28 protein-coding genes and 2 pseudogenes are annotated in these 25,683 nt (G+C 60.4%); 4 read left to right on the forward strand and 26 right to left on the reverse strand.

Annotated features, from left to right (window positions below; translation table 11 throughout):
* Position 1: 1 nt before the first annotated feature.
* From rplE to rpsJ, 14 genes are all read right to left on the reverse strand, one after another.
* Complete coding sequence (gene rplE / locus ACEUKI_RS02980) at positions 2 to 574, reverse strand: 50S ribosomal protein L5 (protein ID WP_007053039.1); 573 nt, start codon at positions 572 to 574, stop codon at positions 2 to 4.
* Positions 571 to 906 carry a 50S ribosomal protein L24 gene (gene rplX, locus ACEUKI_RS02985; protein ID WP_007053803.1) on the reverse strand — a complete coding sequence of 112 codons (336 nt, stop codon included), beginning with the start codon at positions 904 to 906 and terminating at the stop codon, positions 571 to 573. The genes rplE and rplX overlap by 4 nt, the downstream gene beginning before the upstream one ends.
* Position 907: 1 nt before the next feature.
* Positions 908 to 1,276, reverse strand: coding sequence for a 50S ribosomal protein L14 (gene rplN, locus ACEUKI_RS02990; RefSeq protein WP_003829893.1), 369 nt, complete (start codon positions 1,274 to 1,276; stop codon positions 908 to 910).
* Positions 1,277 to 1,370: 94 nt separating this feature from the next.
* Positions 1,371 to 1,631 (reverse strand): 30S ribosomal protein S17, encoded by a 261-nt coding sequence (rpsQ, locus tag ACEUKI_RS02995; RefSeq protein WP_251848131.1) that lies wholly within the window; start codon positions 1,629 to 1,631, stop codon positions 1,371 to 1,373.
* 2 nt (positions 1,632 to 1,633) lie between these two features.
* A complete protein-coding gene (gene rpmC / locus ACEUKI_RS03000) occupies positions 1,634 to 1,885 on the reverse strand; it encodes a 50S ribosomal protein L29 (RefSeq protein WP_003829891.1) in 252 nt (83 codons plus the stop codon).
* Positions 1,885 to 2,304 (reverse strand): 50S ribosomal protein L16, encoded by a 420-nt coding sequence (rplP, locus tag ACEUKI_RS03005; protein ID WP_012578470.1) that lies wholly within the window; start codon positions 2,302 to 2,304, stop codon positions 1,885 to 1,887. Before rplP ends, rpmC begins: the two co-directional genes overlap by 1 nt.
* 6 nt (positions 2,305 to 2,310) lie before the next feature.
* Complete coding sequence (gene rpsC / locus ACEUKI_RS03010) at positions 2,311 to 3,114, reverse strand: 30S ribosomal protein S3 (RefSeq protein WP_007053036.1); 804 nt, start codon at positions 3,112 to 3,114, stop codon at positions 2,311 to 2,313.
* Between the two features lie 2 nt (positions 3,115 to 3,116).
* Entirely contained in the window at positions 3,117 to 3,476 is a 360-nt protein-coding gene (rplV, locus tag ACEUKI_RS03015) for a 50S ribosomal protein L22 (RefSeq protein ID WP_007053035.1), read from the reverse strand.
* A 16-nt stretch (positions 3,477 to 3,492) separates the two neighbouring features.
* Positions 3,493 to 3,771 (reverse strand): 30S ribosomal protein S19, encoded by a 279-nt coding sequence (rpsS, locus tag ACEUKI_RS03020; RefSeq protein WP_003814508.1) that lies wholly within the window; start codon positions 3,769 to 3,771, stop codon positions 3,493 to 3,495.
* A gap of 15 nt (positions 3,772 to 3,786) precedes the next feature.
* Positions 3,787 to 4,617, reverse strand: coding sequence for a 50S ribosomal protein L2 (gene rplB, locus ACEUKI_RS03025; protein WP_012578472.1), 831 nt, complete (start codon positions 4,615 to 4,617; stop codon positions 3,787 to 3,789).
* Between the two features lie 36 nt (positions 4,618 to 4,653).
* Positions 4,654 to 4,950 carry a 50S ribosomal protein L23 gene (rplW, locus tag ACEUKI_RS03030; RefSeq protein ID WP_007053033.1) on the reverse strand — a complete coding sequence of 99 codons (297 nt, stop codon included), beginning with the start codon at positions 4,948 to 4,950 and terminating at the stop codon, positions 4,654 to 4,656.
* Positions 4,951 to 4,955: 5 nt separating this feature from the next.
* On the reverse strand, positions 4,956 to 5,612 hold the full coding sequence (rplD, locus tag ACEUKI_RS03035; protein ID WP_115770011.1) for a 50S ribosomal protein L4: 657 nt from the start codon (positions 5,610 to 5,612) through the stop codon (positions 4,956 to 4,958).
* Between the two features lie 6 nt (positions 5,613 to 5,618).
* Complete coding sequence (rplC, locus tag ACEUKI_RS03040; protein ID WP_032745498.1) at positions 5,619 to 6,260, reverse strand: 50S ribosomal protein L3; 642 nt, start codon at positions 6,258 to 6,260, stop codon at positions 5,619 to 5,621.
* Positions 6,261 to 6,276: 16 nt separating this feature from the next.
* Entirely contained in the window at positions 6,277 to 6,585 is a 309-nt protein-coding gene (gene rpsJ, locus ACEUKI_RS03045) for a 30S ribosomal protein S10 (RefSeq protein WP_003827292.1), read from the reverse strand.
* 380 nt (positions 6,586 to 6,965) lie between these two features.
* Between rpsJ and ACEUKI_RS03050 the strand changes: the two are divergent.
* Positions 6,966 to 7,073: pseudogene (locus ACEUKI_RS03050) on the forward strand (acetolactate decarboxylase); the annotation flags it as partial.
* Positions 7,050 to 7,849, forward strand: a pseudogene (locus ACEUKI_RS03055) (YwiC-like family protein). The pseudogenes ACEUKI_RS03050 and ACEUKI_RS03055, both read left to right, overlap by 24 nt.
* 310 nt (positions 7,850 to 8,159) lie before the next feature.
* Here the strand turns inward: ACEUKI_RS03055 and adhE are convergent.
* The gene (adhE, locus tag ACEUKI_RS03060; protein ID WP_080785857.1) at positions 8,160 to 10,889 is read right to left on the reverse strand and encodes a bifunctional acetaldehyde-CoA/alcohol dehydrogenase; all 2,730 of its coding nucleotides are present in this window, start codon (positions 10,887 to 10,889) and stop codon (positions 8,160 to 8,162) included.
* Positions 10,890 to 11,402: 513 nt separating this feature from the next.
* Between adhE and ACEUKI_RS03065 the strand changes: the two genes are divergently transcribed.
* Positions 11,403 to 12,596, forward strand: a complete 1,194-nt coding sequence (locus ACEUKI_RS03065; protein WP_374156477.1) for an ROK family transcriptional regulator — start codon at positions 11,403 to 11,405, stop codon at positions 12,594 to 12,596.
* The gene (gene glgX / locus ACEUKI_RS03070; protein WP_374156478.1) at positions 12,593 to 15,133 is read left to right on the forward strand and encodes a glycogen debranching protein GlgX; all 2,541 of its coding nucleotides are present in this window, start codon (positions 12,593 to 12,595) and stop codon (positions 15,131 to 15,133) included. The genes ACEUKI_RS03065 and glgX overlap by 4 nt, the downstream gene beginning before the upstream one ends.
* 92 nt (positions 15,134 to 15,225) lie before the next feature.
* On the opposite strand, the gene rpsI is transcribed toward glgX, so the two are convergent.
* The 11 genes from rpsI to ACEUKI_RS03125 form a co-directional block, all read right to left on the reverse strand.
* On the reverse strand, positions 15,226 to 15,717 hold the full coding sequence (rpsI, locus tag ACEUKI_RS03075; RefSeq protein WP_003829868.1) for a 30S ribosomal protein S9: 492 nt from the start codon (positions 15,715 to 15,717) through the stop codon (positions 15,226 to 15,228).
* A 22-nt stretch (positions 15,718 to 15,739) separates the two neighbouring features.
* Positions 15,740 to 16,189, reverse strand: coding sequence for a 50S ribosomal protein L13 (gene rplM / locus ACEUKI_RS03080; RefSeq protein ID WP_007053026.1), 450 nt, complete (start codon positions 16,187 to 16,189; stop codon positions 15,740 to 15,742).
* A gap of 311 nt (positions 16,190 to 16,500) precedes the next feature.
* Positions 16,501 to 18,666 carry a 4-alpha-glucanotransferase gene (malQ, locus tag ACEUKI_RS03085; RefSeq protein ID WP_374156479.1) on the reverse strand — a complete coding sequence of 722 codons (2,166 nt, stop codon included), beginning with the start codon at positions 18,664 to 18,666 and terminating at the stop codon, positions 16,501 to 16,503.
* A gap of 167 nt (positions 18,667 to 18,833) precedes the next feature.
* On the reverse strand, positions 18,834 to 19,577 hold the full coding sequence (locus tag ACEUKI_RS03090) for an AbrB family transcriptional regulator (RefSeq protein ID WP_115770014.1): 744 nt from the start codon (positions 19,575 to 19,577) through the stop codon (positions 18,834 to 18,836).
* A 7-nt stretch (positions 19,578 to 19,584) separates the two neighbouring features.
* Complete coding sequence (locus ACEUKI_RS03095) at positions 19,585 to 20,226, reverse strand: YigZ family protein (protein WP_014485321.1); 642 nt, start codon at positions 20,224 to 20,226, stop codon at positions 19,585 to 19,587.
* Positions 20,227 to 20,287: 61 nt separating this feature from the next.
* Positions 20,288 to 21,304, reverse strand: a complete 1,017-nt coding sequence (locus tag ACEUKI_RS03100; protein WP_115770015.1) for a D-2-hydroxyacid dehydrogenase family protein — start codon at positions 21,302 to 21,304, stop codon at positions 20,288 to 20,290.
* A gap of 73 nt (positions 21,305 to 21,377) precedes the next feature.
* Positions 21,378 to 22,721 (reverse strand): CapA family protein, encoded by a 1,344-nt coding sequence (locus ACEUKI_RS03105; protein ID WP_080785850.1) that lies wholly within the window; start codon positions 22,719 to 22,721, stop codon positions 21,378 to 21,380.
* 616 nt (positions 22,722 to 23,337) lie between these two features.
* Entirely contained in the window at positions 23,338 to 23,493 is a 156-nt protein-coding gene (locus ACEUKI_RS03110) for a hypothetical protein (RefSeq protein WP_374156480.1), read from the reverse strand.
* Between the two features lie 968 nt (positions 23,494 to 24,461).
* Entirely contained in the window at positions 24,462 to 24,989 is a 528-nt protein-coding gene (locus ACEUKI_RS03115; RefSeq protein ID WP_144169744.1) for a hypothetical protein, read from the reverse strand.
* Positions 24,986 to 25,177 carry a hypothetical protein gene (locus ACEUKI_RS03120; RefSeq protein ID WP_144169743.1) on the reverse strand — a complete coding sequence of 64 codons (192 nt, stop codon included), beginning with the start codon at positions 25,175 to 25,177 and terminating at the stop codon, positions 24,986 to 24,988. Before ACEUKI_RS03120 ends, ACEUKI_RS03115 begins: the two co-directional genes overlap by 4 nt.
* A 125-nt stretch (positions 25,178 to 25,302) precedes the next feature.
* Positions 25,303 to 25,509 (reverse strand): helix-turn-helix transcriptional regulator, encoded by a 207-nt coding sequence (locus ACEUKI_RS03125; protein WP_318793165.1) that lies wholly within the window; start codon positions 25,507 to 25,509, stop codon positions 25,303 to 25,305.
* Positions 25,510 to 25,683: the final 174 nt, after the last annotated feature.

Raw genomic sequence — 25,683 nt, forward strand, 5'->3', positions numbered from 1 at the left:
ATCAGTTCTCCTTGAAGGGGAAGCCGAGGTGCTTCAGCAGCGCGTAAGCTTCCTTGTCGTCCTTGGTGGAGGTCACCACAGTGATGTCCATACCGCGCACGTGATCGATCGAATCAGGATCGATCTCGTGGAACATGGACTGCTCGGTGAGACCAAAGTTGTAGTTGCCCTGGCCATCGAACTGGTGGCCGTTGATGCCGCGGAAGTCGCGGATACGGGGCAGCGCGAGGGTCAGCAGACGGTCCAGGAACTCCCACATGCGGTCGCCACGCAGGGTGACGTACGCACCGATGGCCTGGCCTTCACGCAGGTGGAACTGCGCGACGGACTTCTTGGCCTTGGTGATCTTCGGCTTCTGGCCGGTGATCAGAGTGAGGTCCTTGACGGCACCTTCGATGAGCTTGGAGTCGCGGGCAGCGGCACCAACACCCATGGAGACGACGACCTTCTGGACACGGGCAACCTGCATCGGGTTGGAGTACTTAAACTCTTTCTCGAGCTCAGGAATGATCTGCTCGTTGTACTTGACCTTCAAGCGCGGGGTGGCCGGCGCTTCGACAGTAGTATCGGTCATGCCAGCTCCTTTCCGGACTTCTTGGCGACGCGCACGCGCACGGTCTTCACCTTGCCGTCACGCGCCTCTTCCTTAACGGTGATGCCAACGCGGGTCGGCTGCTTGGTCTCCGGGTCGATGACCATCACGTTGGAGCGATGGATCGGAGCCTCAGTGGAGACGATGCCAGCCTGCTGGCCCTGCTGCGTTGCACGCACGTGCTTCTTGACGATCTGCACGCCTTCGACGATCAGTCGATCGTTGGAGAGCACCTGCTTGACGGTGCCTTCCTTGCCGCGGTCCTTGCCGCGGATGACCTTGACCAGGTCGCCGCTCTTGATCTTGGCTGCCATGTCAGATCACCTCCGGGGCGAGGGACACGATCTTCATGAACTTGTGCTCGCGCAGTTCACGACCGACCGGTCCGAAGATACGAGTGCCCTTCGGTTCACGGCCGGAACCGAGAATGACGGCGGCGTTCTCGTCGAACTTGATGTAGGAACCATCCGCACGGCGGGATTCCTTGACGGTACGGACGACAACGGCCTTAACCACGTCGCCCTTCTTGACCGACCCGCCAGGAATGGCGTCCTTGACGGAGGCGACGATCACGTCGCCGATGCCGGCATAGCGTCGCTTCGATCCGCCGAGCACGCGGATGGCGAGGAGTTCCTTCGCACCCGTGTTGTCGGCGACATGAAGCCGCGTTTCCTGCTGAATCATTGATTCTCCTTAGCCGAGCTGGTTCTCCCCATTTACCGGGGCATCGTGGTTGCACATAATGCCCCGGTAAATGGCGAGCCTTGCCGAACTTTACTTACTTGGCGCGCTCGATAATGGATTCGAGACGCCAGCGCTTGGTCTTGCTCAGAGGCCGAGTTTCCATAATACTCACGAGGTCGCCAATGTGGGCGTCGTTGTGTTCATCATGGGCCTTGACCTTGCTGGTGGAACGAACGACCTTGCCGTACAGCGGGTGGGTCGAACGCTGCTCGAGCTCGACGGTAATCGTCTTGTCCATCCTGTCGGACACGACGTAGCCGCGGCGAACCTTACGGAAGTTACGCTCTTCAGCCATAATCACTTCTCCTTGGATTCGGTAGCGGCCGGCTCCTGGCTGATGCCAAGCTCACGCTCGCGAAGCACGGTGTACATGCGGGCGATGTCGCTCTTGACAGCCTTGAGACGGGCGGTGTTCTCGAGCTGACCGGTGGCGTGCTGGAAGCGCAGGTTGAACAGCTCTTCCTTGGACTTCTTCAAGAAGCCTTCGATTTCCGCGTTGGTCTTCTCGTTGAGATTCTTGATGGAGTAATCAGCGGTACCGACTGCCATCAGATATCACCACCTTCACGTGCGATAATGCGGCACTTCATCGGAAGCTTGTCGATAGCGCGGCGGAGGGCTTCCTTAGCGACGTCCTCGGACACACCACCGATTTCGAACATCACGCGACCAGGGCGCACGTTCGCAATCCAGAACTCCGGGGCACCCTTACCGGAACCCATTCGGGCACCGAGCGGGTGCTTGGTCAGCGGACGATCCGGGAAGATCGTGATCCACACGCGGCCACCACGCTTGATGTAGCGGGTCATGGCGATACGCGCGGCTTCGATCTGACGGTTGGTCACGTAGGCCGGGGCGAGGGACTGGATGCCGAAATCACCGAAGTTGATCTCGTTGCCGCCCTTGGACATGCCAGAACGCACAGGGCGGTGCTGCTTGCGGTACTTAGTCCTCTTGGGGATAAGCATTCTTGCTCACTCCTTTGTTTCTGCAGCCGGAGCGGCCTCGGCGGGAGCCTCAGCCTTGGGGGCTTCGGCGGCCTGCGGGGCGGCGGAACGGTTGCCACGGCGCGGGCGGCGATCGCCACCACGACGGCCCGGACGGTTGTTCTGCTGAGCCTGCTGCTCTTCGAACTCGGATTCGGTCATGTCGCCCTTGTAGATCCAGACCTTGACGCCGATACGGCCGTACGTGGTCTTGGCCTCGAAGAAGCCGTAATCGATGAGGGCGCGGAGGGTCTGTAGAGGAACGCGGCCCTCACGGTAGAACTCGGAACGGCTCATTTCCGCACCGCCGAGGCGGCCGGAGAGCTTGATGCGGATACCCTTGGCACCGGCGCGCATGGCGTCCTGCTGGGCCTTGCGCATGGCACGACGGAAGGTGACGCGGTTGGTCAGCTGCTCAGCGATGCCCTGAGCGACGAGCTGGGCGTCCAGCGCGGCGTTCTTGACTTCGAAGATGTTGAGCTGGACCTGCTTGCCGGTCAGCTTCTCGAGCTTGGCACGGACGCGCTCAGCCTCGGCGCCACGACGACCGATCACGATGCCCGGACGGGCGGTGTGAATGTCGACGCGAACGCGGTCGCGGGTGCGCTCGATGACGATGCGGGACACGCCAGCGCGCTCGAGGTCCTTGCTCATCTCCTTGCGGATCTGATCATCCTCAAGCACGAAGTCGCGGTAGCGTTCGCCGGCCTTGTTGGAGTCGGAGAACCACTTGGAGCGGTGGTTCTCAGTGATGCCCAGACGGTAGCCAAACGGATTGATCTTCTGACCCATCTTTAGCGGGCTCCTTCCTTGTTAGCCACGACGACCGTGATGTGGGAGGTGCGCTTGTTGATACGAGCGGCGCGGCCTTGGGCACGAGCGCGGAAGCGCTTGAGGGTCACACCTTCGTCAACGTAGGTCTCCTTGATGTACAGGTCGTTCTCGCGGAACGGCTCGCCGGCCTTGTCGGCCTTAACGCGAGCGTTGGCGATGGCGCTCTCCAGGGTCTTGCGGACCGGCAGGGCCGCAGCCTGAGGGGCGAACTTCAAAATGGTGACGGCTTCGGTCGCCTTCTTGCCGCGGATGAGGTCGACCATGCGGCGAGCCTTGCGCGGCGTCACGCGGACGTGACGAGCGATTGCTTTAGCTTCCATGTTCTATTCCTTATCCTTAGCGACGGGCCTTCTTGTCGTCCTTCACGTGACCCTTGAAGGTCTTCGTGGGGGCGAACTCACCCAGCTTGTGACCAACCATGGCCTCGGTGACGAACACCGGGACATGCTTGCGACCATCATGAACGGCGAAGGTGTGTCCGATAAAATCAGGGGTGATCATCGAACGACGGGACCACGTCTTGATGACGTTCTTGGTGCCCTTCTCGTTCTGCTCGTCGACTTTCTTCTGCAAGTGGGCGTCGACGAAGGGGCCCTTCTTGATGCTACGAGTCATCTTCTCGATACTCCCTTACTTGCGGTTCTTGCCGGACGGACGGCGACGAACAATCATCTTGTTCGAAGCCTTCTTCGGACGACGAGTACGAACCTCGCCCTTGCCCCACGGGGAGACCGGTGGCTTACCACCGCGGGTACGACCGCCGTGCGGGTGGTCGACCGGGTTCATGGACTCACCACGGGTGATCGGACGGTGGCCGATCCAGCGGGCGCGGCCAGCCTTGCCGAGCTGAATGTTGGCGTGGTCCTCGTTGCCGACCTCGCCGACGGTAGCGCGGCAGCGCGCGTCGACGTTGCGGATTTCGCCGGACGGCATACGCAGCTGAGCGTAGGCGCCATCCTTGGCGACGAGCTGAACGGCAGCACCAGCGGAACGAGCGATCTTGGCGCCACCCAGCGGGCGGAGCTCGATGGCATGAACCACGGTACCGGTCGGGATGTTCTTCAGCGGCAGGTTGTTGCCCGGCTTGATATCAGCCTGAGCACCGGTCTCGATGACGTCGCCCTGCTTGATGCCCTTCGGCGCGATGATGTAGCGCTTCTCGCCATCTGCGAAGTGCAGGAGGGCGATACGGGCGGAGCGGTTCGGATCGTACTCGATCTCGGCAACCTTGGCGGGCACGCCGTCCTTGTCCCAACGCTTGAAATCGATGAGACGGTACTGACGCTTGTGGCCGCCGCCGCGATGACGGGAGGTGATACGGCCGTAAGAGTTACGACCGCCGGTCTTGGACTTCTTGCGAACCAGCGACTTCTCAGGCGTAGAACGAGTCAGCTCGGAGAAATCCGAGACGGACGCGTTGCGGCGGCCTGCGGTCGTCGGCTTATAAACGCGGATAGCCATAATGTAGTTCTTCCTTTAACTTTTCTCGGCTAACCTTCAGTTACCAAAGATGTCGATCGTCTGGCCCTCGGCGACGGTCACGATCGCACGCTTCTGGGAAGCACGCTGGCCGAAACCGGTGCGAGTGCGCTGCTTCTTGCCAGCGCGGTTGAGGGTGTTGACGTTCGTCACCTTGACCTTGAAGATCTCTTCGATTGCCTGCTTGATCTGCACCTTGTTCGCATCCGGAGCCACCACGAAGGTGTACTGGCCACGGTCGGAAGCGGCGTAGCTCTTCTCGGAGACGACGGGCTTAAGAATCACGTCGTGAGCGGGCTTGTGAATAGCGACCATCTAAATCAGGCCTCCTTCGGCTCGGTCTTGGCAGCCACGAAAGCCTCGAAGGCTTCCTTGGTGAAGACCACGTACTGCGAGGTAATCACGTCGTACGTGTTGAGCTGATCGACGAAAATCGGGTGAACGGTCGGGATGTTGCGCACGGAGAGCCACTCGCTGATGTTGTCGCGAGTGAAGACGACCGTGGTGAACTTGTCCGCGGTGATCGGGGCCAGGGCGGCGACAGCGGCCTTGGTGGACGGCTCGGTGATACCGAACTCCACCACGGCAACGCGACCGGCGTTGGCGCGATCGGACAGGGCGTAGCGCAGAGCTGCGGCCTTCATCTTCTTGGGGGTGCGCTGAGAGTAGTCACGCGGCTGCGGGCCGAACACGGTGCCGCCGTGGTACCACTGCGGTGCACGGATGGAGCCCTGACGAGCACGACCGGTGCCCTTCTGCTTCCACGGCTTTTTGCCGCCGCCGGAAACCATGCCACGAGTCTTGGTGGCGTGGGTGCCCTGACGAGCAGCAGCGAGCTGAGCGGTGACAACCTGGTGGATCAGCGGGATGTGAGCCTGGACATCCTCGGCAGAAACGCCGAAGAGAGCCTCAGGAGCTTCAACGGTGCCGGTGGCCTGGCCCTTGGCGTCGGTGACGTCCAGAGTAACGTTTGCCATGGTTTATCAGGCTCCCTTCACGGCCGAGCGGACGAGAACGATGCCGCCCTTGGGGCCGGGAATGGCGCCCTTGATGGCGAGGATGCCGTTCTCGACATCAGCGGAGACGATGGTCAGGTTCTGGGTAGTGGCGGTCACATGACCCATGCGGCCGGCCATACGCTTGCCCTTGAGAATACGGCTCGGAGTGGCGCATGCGCCCACAGAACCGGGACGGCGCTCGTTCTTGTGAGAACCGTGAGTACGGCGGTAGGACTTGAAGCCCCAACGCTTGATGGTACCGGCGAAGCCCTTACCCTTGGTGGTGCCGGTCACGTCGACCTCGGCACCCTCTTCGAACAGGTCAGCGGCCAGTTCCTGGCCAGCCTCGAACTGATCGACGTCGTCGGTGCGCACCTCGACGAGGTGGCGACGCGGGGTGACACCGGCCTTGGCAAAGTGGCCAGCCAGCGGCTTGGTCACCTTGGTGGGGTCGATGGCGCCGTAGCCGAGCTGGACAGCCTTGTAGCCGTCAGATTCCTCGGTCTTCACGGCGGTCACCACGTTGGTGGACACGTCGACAAGAGTGACGGGCACGAAGAAGCCGTTCTCGTCCCACACCTGGGACATGCCGAGCTTCTTGCCCAGCAGAGCCTTGCGATTAGACATAATGCTTCCTCCTCCCTTACAGCTTGATTTCGATGTTGACGTCCGCAGGCAAATCGATGTGCATCAGGGAGTCCACGGCCTTGGGGGTCGGGTCCACGATGTCGATGAGGCGCTTGTGAGTGCGCATCTCGAAGTGCTCGCGAGAATCCTTGTACTTGTGAGGAGAACGGATAACACAGAAGACGTTCTTCTCGGTCGGCAGCGGAACGGGGCCAACAACAGTTGCGCCCGCGTTCGTCACCGTTTCGACGATCTTCTTCGCCGATTGGTCGATGACCTCGTGGTCATAGGACTTAAGCCTGATGCGGATTTTCTGTCCCGCCATTGCCGTCCGCCCTTTCTAGCGATGTTCGTTGTACTGTTTACCAACCTGCTTCTAGGGCACCGGCGCGCATGGCCTCCCTTGGACATACGTCCTCTGGCGGTCATCCGACATCAGTGCGTGGTTTCCGGCTGTCACTTCACTTGAAGTGGCTCCCGGCCCGCGCTCGCTTTTTTTAATTCCAATTTGCGAGCCCAAATCAGGCAACTTGTTCATTCAAGCACTGAGGTGGGACAGTGCGGAGGAATTCGCGCGTGTCGCGCTCATGCCGTTCGTATTACCTCGCGGCATAGCCGCTCGGCGTCGCCTACCGGGAGCCCACCGGGCTCCCGCCTTCACGGCTCCGCGTGTCGCCTACCAACATCCTTCTGAGACTTACCTATATCAAGCAGCAGGCACCCTACCCCACGCTGGTAGAGGTGGCCGACCGGCAGGCCGTGTTCCTGCGCCACGACGTCAAGGGCACCATGCTCGGGTACTTCTCCCCCGTGAAACACAGGCTTCTCGCACTTCCCATGTTCGATTGTCGCAATGCAGGTCTCACATCTTTCTTATTGAGAACCATTCGCTGCGATACCATGACAGATATGACTTCCCGCCGCAAGACTCTTAAACGCGATTGGTTCGACAACCAACCTGGCGCATGGGTAATGGTTATGCTGCCCGCTGTGGCTGGCTTCTTTATCGGCGGGCCTAATCTTGATACGCTTTGGCTATTGGCGACGTGGGCCGTGTGCTATTGCGTGCAGTTCAGCGCCGCGCACTGGTTCAAAGCACACTTTTCACGCCGTTATCTGCCGCCGATGCTCACTTATGCCGTAGCGCTCATCGTCATCGGCTTGCCATTCCTGATTACGCATACCGGCATACTGCGTTGGGCTCCCTTATATATAGTGCTGGTTGCGCTGTCGATGCTGTCCTCGTGGCTGAGGAAGGAGCGCTCGCTGTGGGGCAATGCCGTGTCGGTGATTGCCGCGTCGGCCATGGCCACGGTGATCGCGTCGTTTGGCAGCACTGTTGAGACGGCATGTGTTATGCCCATCAACGCAGCACATGCCTCGTGCGCAGCCGCTGATGTCACCGCCGCACGCGCCGCGATTCGGAATATGCCAGATTTGAGCCAGATATTCGACCTTCACGCCTGGTGGCCCGCGCCGTTGCGTTGCCGGTGGTTACACGGCGCACAACCTTGAAGCCCGTGGTGACCGGCATTACCGAGGTGTTTGCCAGCTTTATTGCTTTTGGCTGCATTATTGCGGCGATTTAGCGACGCTTCAGCGATTCCATGGGGCGGTAACCCACTCATGGGGCGGTAATTGCCCCATGGGGCGGACGGTAAAATTTTACCTTCCGCAGAATAGAGCCGTTTTCGTACACCGCCCCATGGGGTTTTCACCGCCCCATGAGTGGGTTACCGCCCCATGGAAGTACCTGCCGGCTGAGGGAGCACCACATATGCAAAGGAGCCCGGCCCCTGTAATGGGGTCGGGCTCCTTGTGTCGCGCTATGCAGCCACTAAGCTGCAACACCGCGGTTGGTGGCTACTGATGGTGCCAGCAACCACCAACCGCCTGCAATCAGCGCTCGGAGGCTTCCTCAGTGGCGGCCTCACCCTCGCGCTCGATGCGCAGCTTGTGGCCTTCCGCCTGGGAGACACCGTAGTAAGCACCGACGGCGATGTCCTTCATGTCGTTGATCAGCGGGATGCGCGGGTTGGCCGGGGTGCACTGGTCCTCGTAGGCGCGCATGCCGATTTGATCGAGCACGGACCAGAAGTAGTCCTCGTCCACACCGCAATCCTGGAAGCTCTTGTTCATGCCGAGCTTGTTGTCGCGGTAGTCCTCGACGGCCTTCGCCAGGTTCTCCACGGCTTCGGCCGGGGTCTTGCCGGTATCGATGCCGAGGTTGCGGGCGATGTCCTGGTAACGCTCCGGGGCGATGTACTTGTTGTACTTCGGCCAAGAGGTGGGCTCCTCAGGAATCTGGCCGTTGTAGCGAATCACGTACGGCAGCAGGATGGAGTTGGTACGGCCGTGGGCGATGTGGCACAGGGCACCGATGGTGTGGGCCATGCTGTGGCACATGCCGAGGAACGCGGAGCCGAATGCCATGCCGGCCATGGTGGCGGCGTTGTGCATCTTCTCCTGAGCGTTGGTCTTGGCCAGGCCGGGCTCGCCATTGACGGACTCAGCCAGGTTATCCCAGATGAGCTTGGCCGCGTGCAGGGCCATGCCGTCGGTGAAGTCGTTCGCGTACACGGACACATAGGCTTCCATCGAGTGGGTCAGGGCGTCGAAGCCGGCATCGGAGGCCAGCTTGCGCGGCTGGGTGCGAGCCAGCACCGGGTCCACGATGGCCACGGACGGGGTCAGCGCGTAGTCGGTGATCGGGTACTTGTAACCGGTCTTGTGATCGGTGATCACGGCGAACGGGGTGACCTCGGAACCGGTGCCGGAGGAGGTCGGGATGCACACCAGCTTGGCCTTCTTGCCCAGCGGCGGGATCTTGAAGGCGCGCTTACGGATATCGAAGAACTTCTCGCGCACGTCGGAGAAGGCGATTTCCGGGTGCTCGTAGAGCAGCCACATAATCTTGGAGGCATCCATCGGGGAGCCGCCGCCAACCGCGATGATCGTGTCCGGCTCGAACTCCTCGCGCATCATCTCAGCGCCCTTTTCGACGGTCTCGACGGAGGGCTCCGGCTCGACGTAGTCGATGATGCGGAAGGTCACACGGTTGGAGCGGGCGCGCAGCTGGTCGATGACCTTGTCGACAATGCCGAGCTGCTCCATGACCTTATCGCACACGATGACGGCCTTCTCGATGCCGTACATGTCGCGCAGGTACTTGATGGCGTTCGGCTCGAAGTAGGTCTTAGCCGGGATCTTGAACCACTGCATGTTGTTGTTCCTCCGAGCAATGCGCTTGATATTAACGAGATTCACGGCCTGCACGTTGCCGGACACCGAGTTGCCGCCGTAGGAACCGCAGCCCAGGGTCAGCGACGGGGCGATGGAGTTGTAGATGTCGCCGATGCCGCCAAGGGAGGAAGGCTGGTTCCAGATGATGCGGCAGGCGTGCATACGGACGCCGTACTCACGCACGAGCTCCTGGTTGTTGGTGTGGATGGCGGCGGTGTGGCCGGCACCCAGCTTGAGCATCTTCTCGCACATCTCGAAGGCCTGCTCCTTGTTGTCGGCCTTGAGCACGGCCTGCACCGGAGCGAGCTTCTCGTGGGTCAGCGGCTCGTCGTCGGAGACTTCCTTGCACTCGGCGGCCAGAATGGTGGCGTCGGCCGGAATCTCGAAGCCAGCAGCCTTGGCGATGAACTGCGGGGACTTGCCCGGCACCGCGGAGTTCAGCACGGGCTTGACGCCGGAACCGGCAGTGCAGCCGAACATGTACTGTTCCAGCTTGGCCTTCTCTTCGGCGTTGACGAAGTAGGCCTTACGGACCTTGAGCTCCTTGATGAGCTGGTCGTAGACGTCCTTGTGGGCGATGATGGCCTGCTCGGTGGCGCAGATCATGCCGTAATCGAAGTGCTTGGAGAGCACCAGATCGTTGGCGGCACGCACGATGTCCACATCGGAATCAACATAGGCCGGGGCGTTGCCGGCACCCACGCCGAGGGCGGGCTTGCCGGAGGAGTAAGCGGCCTTGACCATGCCCGGACCACCGGTGGCGAGGATCGTGGCCACGCCCGGGTGCTGCATCAGCGCGCCGGTGGCCTGGATGGACGGGTGCTCGATCCACTGGATACAGTTCTCGGGAGCACCGGCCTCGATGGCGGCGTCGCGCACAATCTTGGCGGCCTCGACGGAGCACTTCTGAGCGCCGGGGTGGAAGCCGAAGACGATCGGGCAGCGTGTCTTCAGGGCGATGAGGGACTTGAAGATGGCGGTGGAGGTCGGGTTGGTAACCGGGGTGACACCGGCGACCACGCCGACAGGCTCGGCGACCTCATCGATGCCCATCACGTCGTCTTCACGGATGATGCCGGCGGTCTTCTGGCCGGCCAAGTAGTTGGTGACGTGCTCACAGGCGAAGATGTTCTTGGTAGCCTTGTCCTCCACGAGACCACGGCCGGTCTCGTCGACAGCAATCTTGGCGAGAACGAGGTGCTTGTTCAGAGCGGCGATGGAGGCCTTGGCGACGATACGATCAACTTGCTTCTGGTCGAGGTTCTCGAATTCGACGAGAGCCTTCTTGGCGCGGGCAACCAGCGCGTCAACTTCGGCCTCAGCTGCGGCCTGCTTCTCTTCTGGAGTCGGCTTGGTAGCTTCGACCTTCTTCTTTGCTTCTGCCACTTGGGGTCCTCCTCGATCTTCTTGGGGTATATGGCAAAGTTCTGGGCCACCGCCTCGTCACCTCAGTTGCACCAGCGGGATACCGCCTCAGTAACCGAAAATGACCGGTGATGCGTTGTCACATTGCATATGTGACCTGAGGCACAATATACTGAACGGTCTAGCGCGATGCATACGCACAAAATCGACGGCGTTTCACGTGCGATATTGAATAGTTTTTGTTAAGAGTTGTGCGAAATATCAAACAAATCCTCACTCTATTCGGCGATTTGATACTTTTTGTTCACTTTTACCGAAAATCACATGCCTGCAAACAACACGATCCGAGAACTTTTTTAAAGTAAGTTTTCAAAAGCAATCATTTTCTCCACATTTCTAGAAAATTGGTTTAAAAAAGTACCCAAAATCGCCTACAAATATACGATTGTTGCCTCATAACCTTCGCGTCGAGGCACATGAAAGCCACTTTCATAAAGTATACTTGCATATATCTCATCGCACAAAGGGGTAAATATGAGGGCAATGCCATCGACCGCAGTGAAAGCGCACAACCGCAGTGCCATGACCCAGTATCTGTATGGCCATAGCCATGTCACCAAGCAGGAACTGGAACGCGAACTCGGCCTCAGCCTGCCCACCATCACCCAAAATCTGCGCGCCCTAGAAGATGACGGACTCATCCGCAAAGGCGAACTGCAGGATTCCACTGGCGGGCGCAAGGCGCAAAATTATGAGTTCAATCCCGATCATCGCACTGCCATCGGGGTAGTGATGCGGTCCAACGAACTGCGCCTGTGCGCGATTAACCTGTACGGCAACGTCATCGAAAAACGCAACGATGCCCTGCCTTACCGCAACACCAACGTTTACTACCAGCGTATCGGCGGCATCATCAACAACTTCGCCGCCGACGTCGAAAAGAAGCACGGCAAGGTGCTCGGCGTCTCGTTCGCCATCCAAGGCATCCTCTCCCCCGACGCCACCACCATCACCTTCGGCACCATTATGGGCAACACTGGGCTCACGCTCGAAACCATCAGCCAATCGGTCCATTACCCGTGCATGATGATCCACGATTCCGATGCCTCAGCCATGGCCGAACTCTGGTTCGACTCCACGCTCACCGATGCGGTGTGCGTCTATCTGGAGCGACGCCCGGGCGGCGCGGTGATCGCGGGGGGCAAGCTGTATCAAGGCCCGAACCAGTGCAACGGCACCATCGAACACATGATGCTGGTGCCGGGCGGCCGCGAATGCTACTGCGGCCAGCGCGGTTGCATGGACACCTACTGCTCGCCGGAGACCTTGCCCGAGGATTACGAAAGCATTCCCGGCTTCTTCAGCGTGCTTGAGCAGGGCGAACGGCATCATCACGAGCGCATGGATGAGTGGCTGGATTACGTGGCGCAGGCCATCGTCAACGCGCGATCCATCATCGCGGGCGACGTGATTGTCGGCGGTGAAGCAGCCCAGCATCTTGAAGACAGCGACATCGAGGATCTGAAGGCGCGCGTCATCAATCGTAGCCCGTTCGGCACCGACCATTTCAATCTGCGCAAAAGCTACGGCGCCGAAGATCAGAACATCATCGGTGCCGCGTTGCGGTTCGCCGAGAATTATCTCGACGATATCTGTGGTGCTGCGGAACGCGGCAGAAAATCAAGGGCTTCCACCAAAAGTGACAACACGTCTACAATGGAGTTATGAGAAATCCACCGTTGCATCGTTACGCCACTCGCCCAGGGCTGTACTTCACTGACGACGGTGGGGCTGACGCCGTTGTTCGTTCCGAAACCGCCGACCAGGTTTGGCTATGCGTACTGGAGCCCATTGATGAGCCCAGCGCTTTCTTCCAAGACGCCATCCGCCTGTTCGAGGACCCGAATATCTCCTTTATCCAGCAGATTCATGAGTTCCCGGTATGCACGCGCATTATCGAACATCTGTATCTGCGCGAGACCCTGTTCCGCATGACCGGGCCGAACTACGGCCTGTGGTACGTGCACCTGCCCAAAGCATGGGACGGCATGCGTTATGGCTACCGCGTGGACGGCGCATGGGACCCGAAACACGGCGTGCGCTTCAATCCATACAAATTCCTGCTTGACCCGTATGGCAAGGGCATCGACGGCTCCATGGAGCTCACCCCCACCGCCTTCTCCTATGAATGCGATGTCGTGGACCGCAAGGTAATCGGCTCGGCATACGGTGCCATGAGCACCGTAGACTCGCTCGGCCATATGCCGGTGTCCGTGGCCATCGACGATCGCGATACCCATAAGCATGAGGGCGACCCGCAGCACCCGCATGTGCCGTGGCGCAAAACCGTCATCTATGAGATGCACGTCAAAGGCTTCACCGCCAACGCACCGTGGCTGCCCGAATCATTGCGCGGCACGTACGCCGGACTCGCACACCCCACCACGCTCGCCTATCTGCAGGGTCTAGGCATCACATCCATCGAACTGCTGCCGATTATGGCCAAGCAGGACGAGCTCTTCTTGCAAGAACACGGCCGCAAGAACTACTGGGGCTACTCCACTCTCAGCTACTTCGCCCCCGAACCCTCCTACGCCACTAAAGCCGCCCAGGAGAAGGGCGCGGCCGCCGTGCGCCAAGAAGTCATAGACATGGTGCGCGCACTGCACGAGGCCGGCTTCGAAGTCATCATGGACGTGGTCTACAACCACACATGCGAAGGCGGCGTCGAAGGCCCGACGGTCTGCTGGCGCGGCCTCGACGACCTGGCCTACTATCGCCATCAAAAATCCAATACCGGTCGACTCGAAGACACCACCGGTTGCGGCAATACGCTGGACTTCACCAACACGCATGTGGTCACCTTTGCCATCGACTCATTACGATACTGGGCCAAGCGTATCGGCATAGACGGTTTCCGCTTCGACCTTGGCGTCACGCTGGCCCGCCTGGAAGGCGAATTCACCCATCATCACCCGTTCCTCTACGCCCTGCGTTCCGACCTGCTGCTCGGCAACCTGAAGCTCATTATGGAGCCGTGGGATCTGGGCAACCTCGGCTGGCGCACCGGCCAATTCTCCGTGCCGTTCGCCGAATGGAATGACCGCTTCCGCGACACGGCTCGCACCTTCTGGCTTGAGGATGTGGACGGCGGCTCCGATTTCGGGCGTATCAGTTTGCAGGAGATGTCCACGCGACTCTGCGGCTCGGCCGATCTGTTCGCCACCGAACCAGGGCGTGGCGCTCCGGCCTCCATCAATTTCGTGTCCTGCCACGACGGTTTCACGCTGACGGACCTCACCAGATACCGCTCCAAGCACAATGAAGCCAACGACGAAAACAATAATGATGGATCGTCGGTGAACCATTCCGCCAATTTCGGCGTCGAAGGCGTCACCGATGATCCAGACGTCATCACGGCACGCGAACAGGCGGCCATGAACATGATCGGCATGCTGCTGCTCTCGCTGGGTACGCCGATGATGCTCGCCGGCGACGAATTCCGCAACACGCAGGACGGCAACAACAATGCCTACTGCCAAGACAACGACATCACGTGGCTGAAGTGGGATTGGATGTATTCCACCAACAAGACACGCGAAATGCGCCGCTTGGAAACCGTGTCTCGACTGGTGGCGCTGCGTAAATCACTGGACCTGTATCACCACGAGGATTTCTTCACCCGACTGACCCAGCTCGGCCTACTCAAGCCCTCAAGCCGCGTGCAGTGGTTCCTGCCCGACGGCACCACGCCGATGGAGCGTGACTGGTTCGATCTGGGCATACGTAGCTTCACCATGCGATTGCTGTCCAACAGTGAGGTGGACGTGTGCATTGTGGTCAACGGCACCGCTGACGACCGCACATTCCGTCTGCCGCCAGACACTCACTGGACGCCTAAATGGTGCTCGGCCGAAATCAACGGCCGCCGAGCCGGGCATGGCACTCAGGTCGAGGAATGCGATTTGAACGGTGACACCACCATCTGGACGCAGCATGTACCGGACGCCAGCGAGACAGTACTCAAGATGGTCGAAGAAGTGGCCATGCAGCGTACGGAATCCTCGACTGAGAATGAAGCGGATACCATCAAATTCGCGATGCCAGTAACAGATCACGCCGCAAACGGTACCTCGTCCGCGCCTCGGGATGAGGTATCAGCTGATATGCCCGATGCCCCTGTGGATGATACACCGGACACTCCCGTCGACGACAATGTCTGGACCATGCCGGCGCTGAGCATCACGCTGATGAAGCAGGTGTGAGTCACACTCAAGACAGCGCGACACAAACACAAAGGCTCTCCCCGCGGAATTCCGCGGAGAGCCTTTGTATGCTCGGTACAGGACAAGCGAAATTAACGCTTGGAGAACTGCGGGGCGCGACGTGCCTTGTGCAGACCAGCCTTCTTGCGCTCCACGACGCGAGCGTCGCGGGTCAGGAAGCCAGCCTTCTTCAGGGCGGCGCGGTTGGCATCACGATCGATGGCGTTCAGAGCGCGGGCAACGCCGAGGCGGATGGCGCCGGCCTGGCCGGTGGTGCCGCCGCCGTCAACGAGGACGATAGCGTCGAACTTGCCTTCGAGCTTGAGCAGAACGATCGGGGAGTTGACCTCACGCTGCAGCAGCTTGGAGGGGAAGTACTCCTCCAGAGTGCGGCCGTTGATGGTCCACTTGCCGTCACCCGGAACCAGACGGACACGGGCGACAGCCTCCTTGCGGCGACCGGTGCCGTAGCCCGGCTCAATCGCGGAGGTGCCGGTGCCAGCGCCAGCGTTGGTCTCGGTGGTGTAGTTGGTGAGCTCCTCTTCGGTCTCGACAACCTGGGAGTCGTTGGTGTTTTCAGCCATGATTCTTATCTCCTCTCAGGTTTCACTTGGCCTGCTGCGAGACCTGGGCGATCTCGAAGACCTGGGGCTTCTGCGGGGTGTGCGGGTGCTCGGCGCCACGGAAGATACGCAGGCGGTCGAGCTGCACCTTGGCCAGACGATTCTTCGGCAGCATGCCCTTGACAGCGTTCTTGATGATGCGCTCGGGGTTCTTCTCGAGCAGCTCGGCGTAGGAGTCACGACGCAGACCACCAGGACGGCCGGAGTGCGAGTAGAGTTCCTTGCCCATCTTGTTGCCAGTCAGAGCAATCTTGTCGGCATTGATGATGATCACGTGGTTGCCGGAATCGGCGTGCGGAGCGTAGGTCGGCTTGTTCTTGCCGCGCAGCAGGATTGCAGCCTGGGTGGCGAGACGGCCGAGCACCACGTCGGTGGCGTCGATGACGTACCAGTCATGAGTCAGATCAGCTGGCTTCGGAGTGAAAGTTTTCACTGGATTACCTTTTCTATATTGTGTTCCGGGTCTCAGCTGCTTGGCGTGGCTTGGTCAGGGCCGCATCCAAGAGGCGTCGAACCTCATTATCCGTGGGCTCCCTGAAAGTCCTCGATGGCGAGTGGGATAGCGCTTTGAAGGACCCCTTAGGGAAACACAACAATCCACTAGTATATCGCCGGGCTTGACATAGGGCAACTGGGGACACTCCCGCTTTTTATGTCGCCTCTTCCCTTTTCCCGCCTCGCGGGTCTCTCCCTCCGTCTCGGCTTCGCCGAGACACCTCCCTCTGACGAGGGAGGTAAAGCGGGTCAGGAATTGAAGATTTGGGCGAAGCGTTGGGCGCCGGGGGTGTCGAAGAGGGTTTCGAGCGGTACCACGTTGCCCTTGGCGTCGACCAGCGGGATGCGCCAGTTCGGGTATTCGTTGTTGGTACCCGGCTGGTTCTGCGCACGCTTCTCCCCCACCGCGTCGGTGATCGAGGCGGCGAGCAGCTTGCACGGCGAACCCTTCAGTGCGCGGTACAGCGCGTCGACGATATCCGCCTCGTGATCCTCACGATGTTCGGCGAAGTCGGCATCAAGATAGCCCTGCTCGACCAGCATGGCCAGCATCGCATCCTGCTCGGCCTTGGCGGAGGCTTCGAATTCCTCGGCCGGGCCGGTCAGCAGACCCAGACGCTCACGAATCTTGACGTGCTCGTATTCCAGATAACCGGCGGCCGGCGGCAAATCGTGCGTATCCACGGAGGCCAATGCGTACGGACGCCACTGGGAGGGGGCACGGAACACGCCATCGCACTGCTCGAACCATTCAACGGCGCAACCGAGAATACCGTGGCTCGACAGGGAATCGGCCACATGGTCCGGCACCACGCCGAGGTCCTCACCTACGACCACGCCGCCGGCGCGAGAGGCCTCGATGGCCAGAACGCCCAGCATGATGTCTGAGTCGTAGTACACGTAAGCGCCATCCATAGCCGAACGGTTCTCGGGAATCCACCACAGGCGGAACAGGCCAAGGATGTGGTCGATGCGCACCGCACCGGCACGGGCGAACATGCCATGCACCATATTGCGGTAGGCCTCGTAGCCGGTGGCCTCCAGATTGATCGGGCTCAGCGGCGGCTGGCTCCAGTTCTGGCCTTGCTGGTTGAACATGTCCGGCGGTGCGCCGACCGTGGCTCCCTTGGCGAAGCGCTCGGGATTCCACCACACGTCAGCGCCGGAGGGGTGCACGCCGACGGCCATATCGGACATGATGCCGATATGCATGCCGGCGTCCTTGGCTGCCTGTTGGGCGGAGGACAGCTGCTCGGCGGCAATCCATTCCAGCCAGCGGTAGAAGTCCAAAGTGTCCGGGTACTGCTTGCGCAGATTGGCGATTTCCGGGGAGTTGCGATTGAACTTGCGTTCCCAGTTGCTCTCCTCGCCGTTGGGCGCCCCCCACTTGTCGTAGCACAGGCACCACGTGGCATACGCCTCCAAGTCGGAACCGCAGTCCGCCTTGAATTGGTCGAATACGCTTTGGCGTTCGGCGGTACGGCCGGCCTTGAAGATAATCCACAGGGCGTGCATCTTGCTGCGCCACATGGCGTCACGGTCGATGAGCTGGGAATCACCGTTCAGCGGTTCGGTGTCGGCATGCAGTCCGTCGACAGCATTCTTGTCGCCCTCGCTGAGCGTGGCATATTCGGCGATCACCTCGGGGCGGATGTACGTGAAGTTGATCAGGCGACGGCTTACCGGCAGATACGGCGACGGGGTGAGCGGGGACACCGGCTCGGCGGCATGCACCGGATTGATGAGCACGAAGTCGGCACCGGTCTTCTGCTTGGCATCCACCAGCATGGTCTTCAGATCCTCGTAATCGCCCACGCCCCAGGAGTCGGATGAGCGAATCGAGTACAGCTGGGCCATCCAGCCCCACAGACTGCCGCCCTTCATCGGGTCAAGCAGATCGACGCGATCAGGTGCACTGATCAAAGTGGCGTCTTGCACACGGTCGGCGACCTTGACATGCAGCGTATGGTAACCAATCGGCAGATCGGCGGGAATGACCACAGCCGCATTCGAAATGAACGTACCATCCAAGTCGTAGGCCTGGGATCCATCTCCAGGACCAACTTCAATGGTGCCTTGATATGGCTCGCCATTCTCCAGCGTGATGCTCGCCGAAGGCACGTCCAGAATACCGGTGTTCACCAGCACCCGGTCCTCACTACCGGCGATATGCAGCACGGTGGGTGCCACCAATCGGGCGTAACGCTCGTTCAGAATGCGTCGGATGGCGATGAGTTGGGCGCTCTCGCTGGAGGCGTCGATGCCCAGCGCTGCCAGCACCTCGATCAGGACGTCATCGTCTATCTCGTGGTAGTCATGGCTCATGCCCAAATAACTCGTGCCGACACCGACCAACTTGGCCAGTCGAATCAACGGACGGGCCAGACGCTCTTCACTCTCGGTAATCTCACTCATAGCCCTAGTCTAACGCCGTTTGATTGCGCCACACCGTAAGAAAAATGTCATGATTCCGCCAAATTATGTACTTTTTACCCTCACATAGTGAGATGTGAGCGCTCACAATGGTGGATAGGGGGTGATTGCCGGCCAAATCTGCACGGCAAAACACAGCAAAAGTGTGCCTAGCGGCGGCTTTCCACAGCGTGCCGCACCTCGGCCGAGGGGTCGTTGGCCAATTTGGCAAGCATCGCTTCGGACGCATTGGGGTTCAGCGCCACGGCACGGCGGACCATCGAGGAAAGCACCGCCGGCGCGCCTTCCTCGGATTCGGTGCCAAGTACGCCCAAGAAATCCAATGTCTCCGCATCCGCAGTGGGGTCCTGCGCACCCTCAAGCCGCATCTTCCAGCTGGTGCGTTTGTTTTTCAACGCCGTATCCCGGACCGCAGGCACCGGGTCCTTGGTCAGACGGCCGACCAGCCAATTCTTGTCATCCCCGTTGGCGGCCACGGCTCGACGCACGGACGGTTCGGGGTCTTCGGAGAGTTTGACCAATACGTTCGGGAACGGCATGGTGTCGGCGAGGAACACGCGATCGGCCACCGGGGTGTGCGGGTTGCCGGCCACAGCCTCCAAAAGTGCGGTGGCGCGGGAGAACGCCGCTTGATCGGCACGGTCAGGCAACGGCCGACGGGCGAATTCGGACAGTTCGGCCGGGTCGGTGGAATGGCGCAGACGCTCGTATGTAGCGGTCAGCGGTTCGAAATCCACCGGAGCGGCGGACTCGGCTGCGGACTGCGCGCCTTGGTCCTGCTGCTGGGCGTCCGTGTCGGTTGCAGTCTCGGCCGCGGCCCCGGTTGCGGCCTCGGTGGGCTGGGTCTGCTGGCTGGTGGTGTTCTCGTCGGTCATGATGCCCAGCTTAGTCATACAGGCGTCACGCGAGCGGAACCGGAATGTTGACCATGTCAATCGGGTCCGGCACCACCGCGGCATTGAACGCTTCCCGCACACGCTCCTCGAATCGCGCGCAATCATCCTGCGGCACCACCGCGGTCAACTCGACGTTCACCGCATACGATTCATCCTCCTGACTGCCACCGAGCTGCGCCAGAATCTGCTGGAATCGGGCCAACTGCGGGTATTCGAGGCGAACCCGGTATCGCTTGGCGGTCATGATGCGGGCGGCGCGGGCGGCTTTCATCGCCAATGACGCGGCGGATGAGTACGCGCGGACCAGCCCACCGGAGCCCAGCAGAATACCACCGAAATATCTGGTGACGGCAACCACGCAATCGGTGGTGCCGGACTGCTTGAGTACGTCAAGAATCGGCTTGCCGGCGGTACCGGACGGCTCGCCGTCATCGCTCATGCGTTCGGATAGTCGCCCATCCGCGCCTCCGCACACGGCGGCATACGCCACGTGTCGGGCTTTCGGATGCTGCTCACGGATCGCGGCCACGAACGCGAGCGCCTCGTCGAGCGTATCGACATGGGCGGCGTCGCCGATGAATTCGGACTTTTTTTCGACGAGCGAATCGTGGGCGGGATCGTCGGGCGTGTTGAGAATCGTCTGCATGAGCGTGTTCCGGTGGTCGACTGGCTGGGTGTTCGATTGAGCGCGAGGCTAGGCAGGGCTATCAGCGTTCGGAGACGACGACGTTATAGTCCTCGCCGGCGAAGTAGGCGGTCAGGCAGGCGATCATCTGGCGGGTGAGCTCCTTGAACGCGCCGTCGGCACGCCAGCCGACGTGCGGGGTCAGGACGATGCCGGACACATGGCAGATGGCGTCGTCGGCGGTCAGCGGCTCGTGGTCGAACACGTCGAGTGCGGCGGGAACATCGCCCTTTTGCAGTCGGGCAAGCAGCGCACCGGATTCGATGACTTCGGAGCGGGCGGTGTTGATGAACAGGGTGCCGGGCTTCACATGCGCAAGGTTCTCGGCGGTGACAATGCCGCGCGTGGCGTTGTTCAGCGGCAGATGGACGGAGATGACGTCGCTGGTTTCGATGAGCTTGTTGAGATCGTCGACCGGAGTGGCACCGGAGCGTTCGAAATGCTCGGGCGGCACATGCGAATTCCATGCGGCGACCTCCATGCCGAAGGCGCGGGCGATGCCGGCCACGGTGGCGCCGATGCCGCCCAGTCCGATGATGCCCATGCGACGGCCGGCGAGTTGCAGTCCATCGCCGCCCGCCCACGCCCAGTTGCCGGCCTTGACATTCTTATCGAGTTGGCCAACGCGGCGGATGAGCTCGAACAGGAGGGCGAAGGTGTGCTCGGCCACGGCGTGATCGCCATAATGTTCGGCGTTGCAGACGCGGATCTTCAGCTCGCGCGCCTTATCGAGATTGATGTAGCTGGCGACGCCGGTACCGCAGAACACGATGCACTTGACGTGCCCCTGCTCGCTGATGGCGTGCAGCAGATCATCCGAAACGTGGTAGCCGCCCACCAGCAGGGCGTCGGCATCCTTCAGACGCTCGGCTATGGTCACCTCGTCGGACGTGAATTCCTCGAACATACGCACGCGGGCAACGTCGTGGAGCGCGGGGAACTGGGCCTTGATGGGCTCGATCATCGCGTCGAGCACGGACGGCATCACGACGAGGGGCAGATCGGTGCGTCCGCTCTGGGTTTCGTAAATCTCGGTCATGGGCTCCACATTAGGAGGCCGGCGGGAAAAGCGTCACCTTGCGGTTTCCCCTCCTTGAGACCAAGCCGAGCAACTATTGCTTTGCCGCCTGCTCCTGCGTGATGTTCCATTCCTTGACGACGTTCTGGTCCGCGCCCATCGAATAGATGACATCCCAGATGCGTTGGCGTATCTGAGCGTCGTAGGCTTCGTCCCAACATGTGCCTATGGGATGGTCGCTGGATATCGGGCACCATTGGTAGTTGCCTTGATGCACGTTGGCGGTGGGCACCCAGTCGATGCGGTTGACGCGCCACGACCCCTTGACGCCCTTCTTGCCGACGAACTGGATGCGTGCGGTCACGCCCTGATTGTTGACCAAGGTTTCCGGCGTGTTCGCCGACTCGGTGACGGCGTTGCCCAGACCGTAGATAATCCACGTGCCGTTATAGTTCTCGATGGGCTGCGCACAATGGCACCCGGCACCGTAAATAACGTCGAAGGCACCAGTGTCGGCAAGCTCATGGGCTTCCGAAATCTGCCAGGAATCGGCGTAATCAAGGTATTCCTGCACCGAGTGCATGGCGATGGCCACCACATCGGCACCTTGCTCGCGGGCCTTGTTGGCCTTGTCTACCGCGCGCTGGATGTCGCTGTCGTGATTTGGGTCGCCGTCTTCGCGCAGACGATCCACCTGCCAGTCCTCGTCGGCGGTCATGCCGTTGAGGGAGACCGTGCCGGTGACCAGACCCAGCTTGCCGCCGCCGGTCGGGGAATCGATGACCAACGGTTTGGTGGAGTCGGCTTCGGTTTTGTACGAGCCGGTTTGGGCGATGCCATTGGCCTCAAGCGTGTCCCACAGACGGGCGATGCCATCCGCCCCCTGATCCCAGGAATGGTTGGTGGCGTGTGTGCAGGCGTTGTATCCCACGTTGCGGGCGGCATCCGCCACTTCCGGCGGAATGTTGAAGATCGGGTACGCGGCATATGGGCCGCCGCGCTGGGCGATCGGGGTTTCGAATTCGCACACGGCGATGTCCGAAGCCTGAATGTACTGCTTCATCGGCGCGAACAACGGGTCGAAGTTGAAGGCGGTGCCATCCGTAGCGTTGGGGTTCGGGCCTTGGAAATGGCTCCACAATCCCTCATGGAACAACAAATCGCCGTTGACCAGCATGGCGATGCAGTCCGTATCCGGGCAATCCGGTGAATTGCCGTGATGTTCGGTCACCGGTTTGGGCGTGTTCTTCGCTTTATTCAACGCGACGTCCGACACTCCGGCGTGTGCGGGGCCATTGCCGTCCGTGCGATGGGTTGCGAACCATGCGCCGATGCCCAGCGCAACGGCGAGCGCGATCACGAACACGATAATCAGCGCCGCACGGTTGGTTCGTGTCGAGTTGGAGCGATGTTGCCCCTGCCCAGCGATATGGCTCATCTTTGCCCGCCCTTCGGAACTCTTCTTCTCTCTCTAGGGTACCGCCCATCTCGGTCAAGTACTGCGGGGAGGTAGGGAGGAGGGAGGCGATGAGCAAGCGATTGGACAAACGATATAAACCGGTTAATCTCCAATCACCATTCACGAACACCACGCAAAAGCCTCACTTGGTGGACATCTTTCTTTCGTCGCTCGGACTTTCCCCGACGTGCCGCACTCGTTCACCCGATAAAATGGCGGTTTGGAGGCGGACGGACAATGGCGTACCTCCGACTCCGCTTACCACAAGCGGAGACCGCCCGTCCTCGGTTATTTCAGGAGTTACTTAACCCGGAGTTTCCGGAAAACAAAAAAGGTTCCGAGCTTTCACCCGGAACCCTAATCGGCGGAGTCAGAGGGATTCGACATCTTACGACACTGAACCGTTGCAATCATTGATGTTTCAAGCATCTAACAAAACCGGTTACCGCTCTATTTACCGCCTAACTCACGATTAACTACGCTTTTCGGCGCGTCGTTACGCCTACGGCAGTCCATACCGTCATGCCGGCGCTCGCCGGCGTATTGTAAGGTTGCCGGCGCGATACCCGGTGAGAGGCACCGCGCCTAATGACCGCTACACGAGCAGTCTCAGCAACTGGTAGAGCTGCCACAGGCTACGCACGTTGAAGTGCGTGCCGTCAACCATGGCGTTCGCCTCGCCATCGCCCACATGGACGATCACGGTGCGCCCATTCACGGTCAGACTACCGTGCATCGTGATATGATTCATCTTGCAACCTTGTTGATTAAAGGCGCAAGCCGGTAATCAACGCAAAGGCCCGATGCTGCAAACGTCGGGCCTTTTCTTATCGGCTCACGCCGATCGGCCCGTCATATCAACGGGGACACCGCATGTTACGGCGTCGCAATCCAATGTATCAGCACGCGCGAATACCGCATGTACGCCCCGGATAAATGTTTTGAACCCTGCGCACTTTAATTTCACCTCACCGGCGGTCTCATACCGGGGCCGGCTGGGGGCCACTCCCCCACACCGGTATGCCGGCTCGATCAGTGGAATCGATGTCATCACACCCTTGTCAACGGGCGACGCAACGGTGACGGAAAACGTTACGCTTATACGGCTGAAACCCAACAACGGCAATGATTCCAACCATTCAGTAACGTTAACCGTTACGCTTAATAATCAGCGGGGGGATAGCGGCGCTGTGCTCTGTGGGGAGCCTTGCCGGTGGGGGAGGGGGTGGTGCCCCAGCGTCAGCGCCATGAATCAGCGCGGGAGCTTGCTGCCTTTTTCGATGCGGCACTACGCTTGATTCCACACTGCACAGCCGTTATCTTCATCGCCGCCGACCTGCCGCCATCGAAGGCAAATGATTCCTTCCTTTGTTCCCTACGCATGTATTCACGCATGGCCCCACATCCTTTCGTCAATCGGAGTTCGTCGCCTTCAGATTAGGCAAATTGTCGCCATGAGAAGAACTTCACGCAAAACGTGCTCTTTTCGTCTCGCCGGAGAGTGCTGCATGGACCCCTACTCGTTCCGAATATGGGAAGGCCCGGCGCTCGCTGTCATGCGATGCGTCGGGCCAGTGTGCTGCGTCCTGTTCGCCAGTGCGTGCTGATGGATGTTCTCTGGTGGGTTTTCTGGTATGGTTGCCGGCCCCGCGTCATGGAATCTGAACCCTTCCAAGACGTGTGGTAGACGGGCCGGCAAGTCCTTATGCCGCCGCGCTGCTACTTGGACTTGAGGTTTTCCCGCCTGTCTTGAGACAGCTCCACTTTGCGGATGAACAATAATGGGGTGGTTCCCACCGCGTCGGAGAGCTCCGCCATCTCGCTCAAGGTTATGACGCCGGCCATGATGTGATCCCGCAGTTCTTTGGGGTCGAGTCCGGCTTTCATCGCCGCTTCGGGTATCGTCACGTCCGCGTGTTCGAGCTCGGTCAGGCTCACGGCGCGTATCGCCTCGCGCATGGGGTCGCCGCTATCGCCGTAATAGTGGTGTTCCGCCCATCCCTTGGGGTCTTGCATCAGTCTGTCGTGTTCCATATCGCACATGGGGCACACGACGTAGCTGCCGCTCTTGCCTTGTTCGGTCTTCCCCATATCCACATGGTCCATGTACTCGCCGCAGATGGCGAACGTGGTACGTCCGTCGATCAGGTCGCGCCGGCTGACGTAGTGCAGGGTGATGGGCTTGCGCTCGCCGGTGTTGCGCTTGGTGTTCGGCTTCGGCAGCGCCGTTGTGGTTTTATCCATCATGCCACCGCCTTGTCAATCCACATGCCCAGCAGCCGGGCCTCGTTATGGTCGAGGGTTATGCGCACGTCCGTTCCCATGCCCAATCCCATTATCAGGGTGATCGTGCCGTCATCGCCGGCGAGCGCGGTCAATGGTCTTGTGGGATAGTCCCGGTTCCGGTATTCGAGTGGTCTTGGTTCGTGTTTCATCGTGGTTCCTTCCTGCCGGAAGGGCCACGCGGTAGAATCGGTGGTGCTTCCGGCTAATGCTTGGTTCTTGTGTTATCTGTGGAGCGTCGGCCCCCTGACGGTTCCAGCGTCTCGGGGCCATTGCTTTATTCGGCCATGTTTCTCAGATCAGGGCAGTCGAGGGCGTCCGCGAGTGCTATGGCCCGTTCCAGCGGCATGTGCCGCCAGTCCTTCGCGCCGCGTTCATAGGCGCTGATAACCGGCTGCGGTACGCCGCTGGCTTTGGCTAGCTGCGCTTGGGTCAGCCCTTTGGCTTCCCTGAGTTCCTTGAGTGTCATCTGCTCTGCTCTCACCTCCTTTATCTAGTTACCTATCTATTGTATCCAGTTAACTAGATATTCGCAAGTCCCACAGAGAACGACAGGAGAATAAACCCACCGGCGCTCACCGGCTTGCCCAGCCCTCGCGCGCGATGGGGTACACGCCTCGGAGGGAGAGGAACAGCGGCCATGCGGGTAGTGTCCCCG

The organism is Bifidobacterium sp. 2450 (assembly GCF_041900695.1).
Classification (GTDB): domain Bacteria; phylum Actinomycetota; class Actinomycetes; order Actinomycetales; family Bifidobacteriaceae; genus Bifidobacterium; species Bifidobacterium longum.

Coding starts and splice junctions, on each gene's coding strand:
- rplE (WP_007053039.1), bottom strand. CDS start 574: ATGACCGATACTACTGTCGAAGCGCCGGCCACCCCGCGCTTGAAGGTC.
- rplX (WP_007053803.1), bottom strand. CDS start 906: ATGGCAGCCAAGATCAAGAGCGGCGACCTGGTCAAGGTCATCCGCGGC.
- rplN (WP_003829893.1), bottom strand. CDS start 1,276: ATGATTCAGCAGGAAACGCGGCTTCATGTCGCCGACAACACGGGTGCG.
- rpsQ (WP_251848131.1), bottom strand. CDS start 1,631: ATGGCTGAAGAGCGTAACTTCCGTAAGGTTCGCCGCGGCTACGTCGTG.
- rpmC (WP_003829891.1), bottom strand. CDS start 1,885: ATGGCAGTCGGTACCGCTGATTACTCCATCAAGAATCTCAACGAGAAG.
- rplP (WP_012578470.1), bottom strand. CDS start 2,304: ATGCTTATCCCCAAGAGGACTAAGTACCGCAAGCAGCACCGCCCTGTG.
- rpsC (WP_007053036.1), bottom strand. CDS start 3,114: ATGGGTCAGAAGATCAATCCGTTTGGCTACCGTCTGGGCATCACTGAG.
- rplV (WP_007053035.1), bottom strand. CDS start 3,476: ATGGAAGCTAAAGCAATCGCTCGTCACGTCCGCGTGACGCCGCGCAAG.
- rpsS (WP_003814508.1), bottom strand. CDS start 3,771: ATGACTCGTAGCATCAAGAAGGGCCCCTTCGTCGACGCCCACTTGCAG.
- rplB (WP_012578472.1), bottom strand. CDS start 4,617: ATGGCTATCCGCGTTTATAAGCCGACGACCGCAGGCCGCCGCAACGCG.
- rplW (WP_007053033.1), bottom strand. CDS start 4,950: ATGGTCGCTATTCACAAGCCCGCTCACGACGTGATTCTTAAGCCCGTC.
- rplD (WP_115770011.1), bottom strand. CDS start 5,612: ATGGCAAACGTTACTCTGGACGTCACCGACGCCAAGGGCCAGGCCACC.
- rplC (WP_032745498.1), bottom strand. CDS start 6,260: ATGTCTAATCGCAAGGCTCTGCTGGGCAAGAAGCTCGGCATGTCCCAG.
- rpsJ (WP_003827292.1), bottom strand. CDS start 6,585: ATGGCGGGACAGAAAATCCGCATCAGGCTTAAGTCCTATGACCACGAG.
- ACEUKI_RS03065 (WP_374156477.1), top strand. CDS start 11,403: ATGAGGGCAATGCCATCGACCGCAGTGAAAGCGCACAACCGCAGTGCC.
- glgX (WP_374156478.1), top strand. CDS start 12,593: ATGAGAAATCCACCGTTGCATCGTTACGCCACTCGCCCAGGGCTGTAC.
- rpsI (WP_003829868.1), bottom strand. CDS start 15,717: ATGGCTGAAAACACCAACGACTCCCAGGTTGTCGAGACCGAAGAGGAG.
- malQ (WP_374156479.1), bottom strand. CDS start 18,666: ATGAGTGAGATTACCGAGAGTGAAGAGCGTCTGGCCCGTCCGTTGATT.
- ACEUKI_RS03090 (WP_115770014.1), bottom strand. CDS start 19,577: ATGACTAAGCTGGGCATCATGACCGACGAGAACACCACCAGCCAGCAG.
- ACEUKI_RS03095 (WP_014485321.1), bottom strand. CDS start 20,226: ATGCAGACGATTCTCAACACGCCCGACGATCCCGCCCACGATTCGCTC.
- ACEUKI_RS03100 (WP_115770015.1), bottom strand. CDS start 21,304: ATGACCGAGATTTACGAAACCCAGAGCGGACGCACCGATCTGCCCCTC.
- ACEUKI_RS03105 (WP_080785850.1), bottom strand. CDS start 22,721: ATGAGCCATATCGCTGGGCAGGGGCAACATCGCTCCAACTCGACACGA.
- ACEUKI_RS03110 (WP_374156480.1), bottom strand. CDS start 23,493: ATGAATCATATCACGATGCACGGTAGTCTGACCGTGAATGGGCGCACC.
- ACEUKI_RS03115 (WP_144169744.1), bottom strand. CDS start 24,989: ATGATGGATAAAACCACAACGGCGCTGCCGAAGCCGAACACCAAGCGC.
- ACEUKI_RS03120 (WP_144169743.1), bottom strand. CDS start 25,177: ATGAAACACGAACCAAGACCACTCGAATACCGGAACCGGGACTATCCC.